Consider the following 8,371-nt stretch of genomic DNA (forward strand, 5'->3'; position numbering starts at 1 on the left):
TATTGAAAAACTGTTCGACTTGGCCAGTAGTGCTGACGAATGAGTCGAGCTTGTTTTTGGAAACATCAATTCCGACGAACGCAGAGTCATGGTCCATAGCGTTTTTCCTCACGTCCAACCTTGCAGAATCGGGCTTTGCGCCCAGGCAACCGTTCGGACTAGTTTAGGAAGGAACCTGCTCCGACCCATGCTCACTCACGATCTCGAAATCAGAGGGCACTACGGTCTGAAGCAGGTGAAAACAATCTTACAAGGGCACACCGAGCCTAGGCGAGGTGCCGAGTGGTGGGGCAAGAGCCCTTTTGGTTACTTTTGGGGCTCTTTTCCAAAAGTGACCCGCTGTAAGAGCGGAACCAATTTAAGCCATCACCCAAATAACGGATATTCACCCCCAAAGCCTACCGCTCAATCGACCGACTCCACCGCGCATTCCACTCCGGCCGCGCCTGGTTCACCTGGTCCCAGTCAATCGAAATCGCCGTCTGCAAATAACGGTTCATGGCCTCCACCCGCGCCCGGGTTTTGTCGGTAGTCGGCGTAGTAGGGTTCGAAGGAATCTGATCCCCCAACTCCAGCGCCGGTGCCTGAGCTTCAGCCGTCAACAAAAACTGCGCCAGTTTCTGCGCCAACTCCGGCTGGTCATTCCGCGCAATCACACACTCCGCCACGTTCAGCACCACCGCACCTTCCTTCGGCTGCGCATACTCCATCGGCACACCCAACAACTGCTGGGTGGTCACCTGCGTCGGCGTCAGCGGAAAAATCGCCGCCTCATCCGTCTGCACCATCTCGGAAATCTTCGCCGAACTGGCGATGTATTCCAGCACGTTAGGCCCAACCGTTTTCGGCCAGGCCTTGAACCCCGGCTCCACGTTGGTCTCGCTGCCGCCCTGAATCCGGTTGAACATCAGGAACCCGTGCAGCCCAAAGGTGGAGGAGGCCAGGGATTGGAACACCACCTTGTCCTTGAAGCGCGGGTCTGCCAAATCCATCCACGACGTCGGCGCCGCCCAGCCTTTTTCCTTGAACATCTTGGCGTTGTAACCCAACCCGGTCACCCCGAGCGTCACCGCAACCGCCTCTTCCTTGATTTTGGCCTTGGCCGGAATCTGGTCCAGGGTCGGGTTGGGCGTGAGCTTCTCGCACAGCCCCATGGAGATAGCGCGGTACATGATGCCGTCATCGAGGAACATCACGTGCATCTGCGGGTTGTCTTTGTTGGCCTGCACCTTGGCGAGGATGTCCGACGAGGTGCCGGGCACGATCACTACCTTTACGTTGTTGGCCTTCTCGAACGCGGGCAGCACCTTGTCGGCGTAGACCCGTTCCATGGTGCCGCCGTTCATGCCCAGGTACAGCGTCGGTGCGGCGTGGGCCGCCGTGCTCAACAGGGCGAGGGACAGGCAAGACAGCGCAGTACGTTTGATCATGTGCATAAATCTTCCTCTCAGACTTGGAAACGACGGATGGAAAACGCTTCGATGGGTTGCCGGCTGGCTCCCGCGCAGACGATCTCTGCCAGGGCTTCACCGACCGCAGGGCCGAGCTGGAACCCGGCGCCGGCAAAGCCGAATCCGTGGAGCAGGCCGGGTTGGGTGCTGCTGTCGCCGATCACCGGTTCGTGGTCGGGCAGGTAACCTTCGGTGCCGCTCCAGGTGCGGATCGCCTGGGCACCTTTGAGGAACGGGTACAGCTCGCCGGCGTTGCGCAGGATCTCCAGCACCGCCGCCTGGCCCGGGCGGGCCTGTTGCGGGCCCAGGGCAAAGCCGCGGCCGCCACCGAGGATGCAATTGCCCCGGGCGACTTGCCGCGCATAAATCCCGCCGCCTTCGACGCCGGTGCTCACGTCCATCACCACCGGCAACGGTTCGGTCACCAGCATGGCCGGGTGCGCCGAGGTCATCGGCACCGGCTCGCCAAACTGCGCGGCCACAGTGCCGGCCCAGGCGCCGGCGCAGTTCAGCAGCCAGGGGGCTTGCAGCTGCAGCCCATTGGCACAGCGCAACTGAAACCGCTGGCCGTCATGTTCAAGATGGGTGACTTCGGTTTGCTCCATCACCCGGGCACCATGCCGTTGCGCGGCGCGGGCAAAGGCGGGGGAGACCAGGCGCGGATTGGCATGCCCGTCTTCAGGGCAGAGTGAGGCACCCACCGCCACATCGCCTACCCACGGGAACCGGGCGCGCAGTTGAGCGTGATCGAGCATCCGCAGGCCCAGGCCAAATCCCCGGGTGGCGTCGGCGTAAGCTTGCAGGGCGGCCAGGTCTTCGTGGCTGCGGGCCAGTTTCAAATGCCCGGAGCGCACGTATTCGCCGTCGATGCCGATCAATCCCGGCAGGTCGGACCACAGCTCATGGGAACGTTGCGACAATGGCAATTGATGCAAGGGCCGACCCTGGCGCCGCACGCCGCCATAGTTCACGCCGCTGGAATGGGAGCCGCAGAAATCCCGCTCCAGCAGCACCACGCGCCGGCCTTTTTGCGCCAGCATCAAGGCCGCTGAAGCGCCGACAATCCCGCCGCCCAGCACGATCACTTCGCTGTCGATCATGGCTGCACCTCCACACCAAACGGCAAGGGTTTGATCGGGGCCTGGCCCCGCAGGCGGCCAACGTTTTCAATCTCGCGCCCACTGCGCTGGGCAATGATTTCTGCTGCCGCCAAACCACACATCCGGCCCTGGCAGCGGCCCATGCCGACCCGGCAATGGGCCTTGACCCGGTTCACTTCCCAGTGGCCTTCATCCACCACCGCGCGCACTTCACCGACGCTGACTTCTTCACAGCGGCACAGGATCAGGTGATCCGGGGCTTCAGCGGCCCAGTTTTGCGGGAATGGAAAGGCGGTTTCCAGGCCATGCCGAAAGCGCTGGATGCCTGCCAGTTGCTGCTCCAACACAGGCCCGCGACGGTGGTCGATGGCAATGCCGGTGTCTTCCAGCAGCGCCAATGCCGCTCGCTCGCCGGCCATCTGCGCTGCATCGGCGCCCATGATTCCGGCACCGTCGCCCGCCAGATACACGCCCGCGACACTGCTGCGCCCGGCCGCATCCCGCTCGGGCAACCAGGCGCGGTTCAAGGCATTCCAGGCAAACTCACAGCCGAGCAAATCCGCCAGTTGGGTCTCGCTGCGCAGGGCGTGGGCGAAGGCCACGGCATCGCAGGCGATGTGCTGTTGATCCCAGTGGATGCCTGTCACTTGCTGCTCGCCCTCAACCCGCGACAGCGTCGCACCCTGATGCACCGGGATGCCATGGGCCGTGAGCCAGGCCCGGTAATACAGACCCTTTGCCAGCGTCACGGGTTGGCCAAGCAGCGCCGGCAAGGCCCGGCATTGGGCGCTGAACGGTGCACTGTCGAGCACCGCCACCACCTTCGCCCCGGCCTTCGCGTATTGATACGCCACCAGGTACAGCAACGGCCCGCTGCCGCAAAACGCCACGCGCTCACCGATGGCGCAGCCTTGGTACTTCAGGGCAATTTGCGCAGCGCCCAGGCTGTACACACCGGGCAGCGTCCAACCCGGCACCGGCAGGATACGGTCGGTGGCGCCGGTGGCGACGATGATCTGCGAATACTCGAGGCTTTCGGCGTGGCCGTGATTGAGCATGTCCAGGCGACCGTTTTCGGCGTTCCACACCAGGGTTTCCGGCCGGTAATCGATCTGCGTGGCCAGCGCGTCCATGGTGCGATGCAGCGCTGTCGCCTTGTCCGCTTCAAAGCCATACAACTGCTTGGCCGAGCGCTGGAAATTCGCCGGTTGGCGCCGGTAAATCTGCCCGCCACCGCGCAGGCTTTCGTCCACCAAAACCGGGGTTACACCATGATCGAGCAAGGTCCGTGCTGCGGTAATGCCCGCCGGGCCGGCGCCCACTATCACCACTGGATTCATGCCTGGCGCCCCGGATCACGACGAATCGCCTGGCCGTCTTCGAGCAACGTTGAGCAGGCGCGTACCCGCCGCCCATCTTCCAGCCGCACCCAGCAATCCTGGCAGGCGCCCATCAGGCAGAAGCCGGCGCGGCGCTCGGCGCTGAAATCACTGCCCCGCAGGTGCTCGGCACAGGTCAGTACGGCGGTCAGCAAAGTGTCCCCGAGCAAGCCCGTGGCAGGCTGCCCGTCGAGGGTGAACGCCAGGGTGGGCCGCTCGGTTTCGGCCAATCGTTTGAACAGAGCCATCAATGCTTCCCTACCAACACGCGATCCAGGCCGTAGACCCGGTCCAGCAAAATCATCGCCGCCGCCGTCAACGCAATCACCAGCGCCGAGACGGCCGCCATCATCGGGTCGATGGATTCGGTGGCGTACACGTACATGCGCACCGGCAAGGTTTGGGTGGCCGGCGAGCTGACAAAAATCGACAGGGTGACTTCATCGAAGCTGTTGATGAACGCCAGCAACCAGCCACCGGCCACGCCGGGCAAAATCATCGGCAAGGTGATCTGGCGAAACAGCGTGAAGCGGCTGGCCCCCAGGGATTCGGCGGCCTGCTCGGCACTGCGGTCAATGCCGATGGCGGCGGCCAATACCAGGCGCAGCACGTACGGGGTGATGATCACCACGTGGGCCAGCATCAACCAGGTGAAGCTGCCGTTGACGCCCATCATGGCGAACAGGCGCAGCATCGCCACCCCCAGCACCAGGTGCGGGATGATGATGGGCGACAAAAACAGCGCACTGAAGAAGTTGCGCCCGGGGAACTGGTAGCGGCTGATCGCCAGCGCCGCCGGCACTGCAATCAATGTCGCCAGGGTGGCGGCAACGAACGCCAGGACCAGGCTGTTATAGAACGCCTGGATAAAATCCGCGCGTTCGAACACCGCATGAAACCAGCGCAGGGAGAAGCCCGACGTGGGCAGGCTCAAGGTGTTTTCCGGGGTGAAGGCCACCAGGCAGACCACTACCAGCGGCGCCATCATGAACAGCACCACCAGGCCGTGAAAGCCCAGGGCCAAAGGACCGTTTCTGGACATCGTCTTATACTCCCAGGGACTTTTTGTAGCGGCCTTCGACCATGCGGTTCCAGCTCAGCATGATCAGCAGATTGACCAACAGCAGCACCACCGCGATGGTCGCGCCCATGGGCCAGTTGAGTTCGGAGAGGTATTGGTCATAGACCACCGTGGCGACCATCTTCAGCCGGCGTCCGCCCAACAGGCCGGGGATCGCGAAGGAGCTGGCGGCCAGGCCGAACACGATCAGCGTGCCGGAGAGCACGCCGGGCATTACCTGGGGCAGCACGATCTTGCGCATCACCGTGGCCTGGCTGGCACCGAGGGACAACGCCGCCTGTTCCGCCGACGGGTCGAGCTTTTGCAGGGAGGTCCACACCGGGATGATCATGAACGGCAGCATCACGTGCACCAGTGCGATGATCACCGCGAACGAGGTGTACAGCAGCTTCACCGGCTTGCCACCGAGAGCCTGGATCATCTGGTTCACCAGGCCGTCGGCGCCCAGCAGCAGGCTCCAGCCAAACGCCCGCACCACCACTGAAATCAGCAGCGGGGTGAGGATCAGGATCAGGAAAATCGAGCGCCACGGCGTGCCCATGCGGCTGAGAATGTAGGCCTCGGGCACCCCGATCACCACGCACAGCAGGGTCACCAGGGCGCTGATCCAGAAGGTGCGCCAGAAGATTTCGTAGAAGTACGAATCGCTGAACAGCGACAGGTAATGGGCGAAGGTCCACTCATCAGCCTTCACCCCCACCTGATAGTCGAACACGTTGAACGACAGCACCAGTGTCAGGCCCAGGGGCAGAATCAGCAGCCCGAAAAACAGCACCAGAGCGGGCAGCGACAACAGGTAGCCACGGCTCATGCGTGCACCTCATCGGCGGCCAGCACCCGCAGCAGGCTCGACTCCCAGTCCAGGCCCACCACTGCACCGCAACCCAAAGGTGCGCTGCCGTCGTTGCGGCGCACCACGGTCAGCTCGCCGATGTCGGTCTTGATGCGGTACAGCCATTGGCTGCCAAAGAAGTAACTGTCGAGGATCTTGCCTTGCAGGCGACCGCTGCCTGCGGCCACCAGGTCGATTTTTTCCGGGCGCAGGCTCAGGGTCAGTTCGCCCTGGCCAGGCTCGAAACGTACTTGCGGGGCGCCGAGTTGATCGAAGTCGCCCGCCAGCAGGTTGGCCTTGCCGACAAAGTCCGAGATAAAGCGCGTGCGCGGGTGTTCATAGAGTTTGTAGGGGGCGTCGATCTGGGTGACGCGTCCGGCCTGCATCACCACCACGCGGTCGCTGATGGACAACGCTTCGGCCTGGTCGTGGGTGACCATCAAGGTGGTGATCCCGACTTCGCACTGGATGCGGCGGATTTCGAACTGCATCTCCTCGCGCAGGTTGGCGTCGAGGTTCGACAGCGGCTCGTCCAGCAGCAACACCGGCGGCTCGATCACCAGGGCGCGGGCCAGGGCCACGCGCTGGCGCTGGCCGCCGGAAAGCTCCCGGGGGTAGCGCTCGGCGTGGGGCGCCAGGCGCACCAGCTCCAGCACGGTCTTGACGCGGCTGGCGATCTCGCCGGCGGGCACCTTGCGCATCTTCAGGCCGAAGGCGACGTTGTCGGCCACGGTCATGTGGGGGAAGAGGGCGTAGCTCTGGAACACCACGCCCAGGCCGCGGCTGGCGGGTTTGGCGTGGGTGATGTCGCGGCCATCGAGGAGGATCTGCCCACCGGTGACGTCGACGAAGCCGGCAATCATTTGCAGGGTGGTGGTCTTGCCGCAGCCCGAGGGACCGAGCAGGGACACGAATTCGCCTTTTTCCACCGCAAGATCAGTGGCGACCACCGCGTCGACGGCGCCGTAGCGTTTGCTCAAGGCGTTGAGTTGGAGAAAAGCCATGTCTGCGTTCCACCTTTTTGAGTCGCGTCGAAACGCGCTTTTTTGTTTTGGGCAGATGCGAAAAGGGTAGTGCGGGTGCGGTGGCGCTCGATCTTGAGTCGGCTGCCGTTAGTTGTTCATTTCGCCCCTGTGGACGCAGATTAGGACGAAGACTAGGATGGCGGAAGATGGAATTTCACTGAACAGAGTACTTTTTTCAGTTTCATTCACTGATCAGAATTTAGTGTGAGATATCGACGTATGGATTCCACTGAGCGGAATGAAAGTGTCAAAGAAGTCGGCGCCGGTGGCGTCTCACGGCTGTTTGCGTTGCTGCGCATTCTGGGCGCGGCGCCGGACGGGGGTGAACGGGTGACGCAACTGGCGCAGCAGGTGGGTTTGTCGCAACCCACCACTCACCGGTTGCTGCGCAGCCTGATGGACGAGGGCATGGTGGAGCAGGATGGGCGCAGCAAGCGATACCGCTTGAGCCTGGAGTTCTTTGCGCTGGCGGCGAACGCGGGCAACACCGGCAACCTGCGGGACCTGGTGCGGCCGAGCATGCTGCGCCTCAGTGCTTCGCTGGGGGATTCGTTGTTCCTGCTGGCGCGCAGCGGGTTTGATGCGATTTGCCTGGACCGCAGTGAAGGGCCGTACCCGATCCGTACGTTTACCGGTGACATCGGCGGGCGTGTGGCGTTGGGCGTGGGGCAGGGCAGCCTGGCGATCCTGGCGTTCCTGCCGGAGGAAGAGCGCGAGACGGTGATTCGCTACAACCTGCCGCGGCTCAAGGATTTTCACCTGTACGACGAGGTGTTTTTGCGTTCGGAGGTGGAGAGTGTGCGGCGGTTGGGGTATGCGGCGCGCAATACCGGGGTGCTGGAGGGCATGGCCGGGTTGGCGGTGCCGATCCTCGACCGCAATGGGCATGCGGTGGCGGCGCTGAGTGTGGCGACCATCAGCGACCGGCTGGGGCCGGGGCGGTTGCCGACGGTGGTGGAATTGCTGAAGCGCGAGGCGGCGGCGATCGGGCCGAAGATCAATCCGTTTGACCCGACGTTGCGTCGGCCATCGCAGATATTTGGTGGGTAGCGGGTGTTGGCCGCAATCGAGATCAACGGGGGGGGGTGAGTACATATCCGTTTCTTCGGTAACGGCGGCTTATGGTTTCGCTCTTACAGCGACTCACTTTGGAAAAGCCCCAAAGTAAGCAAAGGGCTCTGCCCCGCCTGTCGGCACCTCGCCTAGGCTCGGTGTTCCCTCACTCCGGCATTGCTCCGCGGGCCGCCGCGACGGGGCGTCCCTGCCCCGTCGCGGCTAAACCGGCGTCCTGCCGGTTTACCCGCTCCTCAATCCCTGCGTTCGGCCTCGGGCTTATTGGGGCAGTCAGAGCCAGATCAAGATCAAAAGCAAGAGCACAGCGGCCTACAGGCCGGCTTGAGTGGTAGAAGCCAGAGCAAAAGCCAAAGCGAAAGCAGAGCTGCTTTTCTGTAGGAGCCGGCTTGCCTGCGATGGCATCACCTCGGTGTGTCTGATGTACCGAGT

The 8,371-nt window shown here is 63.1% G+C and carries 8 protein-coding genes; 1 reads left to right on the top strand and 7 read right to left on the bottom strand.

The genetic code is table 11. The features are described from left to right. Positions 1-398 precede the first annotated feature (398 nt). The 7 genes from P3C29_RS32450 to P3C29_RS32480 are packed head-to-tail and all read right to left on the bottom strand — an operon-like array spanning position 399 to position 6,847. Entirely contained in the window at positions 399-1,430 is a 1,032-nt protein-coding gene (locus P3C29_RS32450; protein WP_275966450.1) for an ABC transporter substrate-binding protein, read from the bottom strand. A 17-nt stretch (positions 1,431-1,447) separates the two neighbouring features. Then, positions 1,448-2,551 carry an FAD-dependent oxidoreductase gene (locus tag P3C29_RS32455; RefSeq protein WP_275966451.1) on the bottom strand — a complete coding sequence of 368 codons (1,104 nt, stop codon included), beginning with the start codon at positions 2,549-2,551 and terminating at the stop codon, positions 1,448-1,450. Then, the gene (locus P3C29_RS32460; RefSeq protein WP_275966452.1) at positions 2,548-3,891 is read right to left on the bottom strand and encodes an FAD/NAD(P)-binding oxidoreductase; all 1,344 of its coding nucleotides are present in this window, start codon (positions 3,889-3,891) and stop codon (positions 2,548-2,550) included. Before P3C29_RS32460 ends, P3C29_RS32455 begins: the two co-directional genes overlap by 4 nt. Then, positions 3,888-4,178: a (2Fe-2S)-binding protein gene (locus tag P3C29_RS32465; protein ID WP_010175266.1), complete on the bottom strand. Its 291-nt coding sequence runs from the start codon at positions 4,176-4,178 to the stop codon at positions 3,888-3,890. Before P3C29_RS32465 ends, P3C29_RS32460 begins: the two co-directional genes overlap by 4 nt. After that, entirely contained in the window at positions 4,178-4,972 is a 795-nt protein-coding gene (locus P3C29_RS32470; protein WP_010175265.1) for an ABC transporter permease, read from the bottom strand. Before P3C29_RS32470 ends, P3C29_RS32465 begins: the two co-directional genes overlap by 1 nt. Before the next feature lie 4 nt (positions 4,973-4,976). After that, positions 4,977-5,822 carry an ABC transporter permease gene (locus P3C29_RS32475; RefSeq protein ID WP_010175264.1) on the bottom strand — a complete coding sequence of 282 codons (846 nt, stop codon included), beginning with the start codon at positions 5,820-5,822 and terminating at the stop codon, positions 4,977-4,979. Next, positions 5,819-6,847, bottom strand: a complete 1,029-nt coding sequence (locus P3C29_RS32480) for an ABC transporter ATP-binding protein (RefSeq protein ID WP_275966453.1) — start codon at positions 6,845-6,847, stop codon at positions 5,819-5,821. Before P3C29_RS32480 ends, P3C29_RS32475 begins: the two co-directional genes overlap by 4 nt. Positions 6,848-7,087: 240 nt before the next feature. Between P3C29_RS32480 and P3C29_RS32485 the strand changes: the two genes are divergently transcribed. Next, the gene (locus tag P3C29_RS32485) at positions 7,088-7,918 is read left to right on the top strand and encodes an IclR family transcriptional regulator (protein WP_010175261.1); all 831 of its coding nucleotides are present in this window, start codon (positions 7,088-7,090) and stop codon (positions 7,916-7,918) included. Positions 7,919-8,371 lie beyond the last annotated feature (453 nt).

Source organism: Pseudomonas sp. 1912-s (assembly GCF_029269205.1).
Lineage (GTDB): Bacteria > Pseudomonadota > Gammaproteobacteria > Pseudomonadales > Pseudomonadaceae > Aquipseudomonas.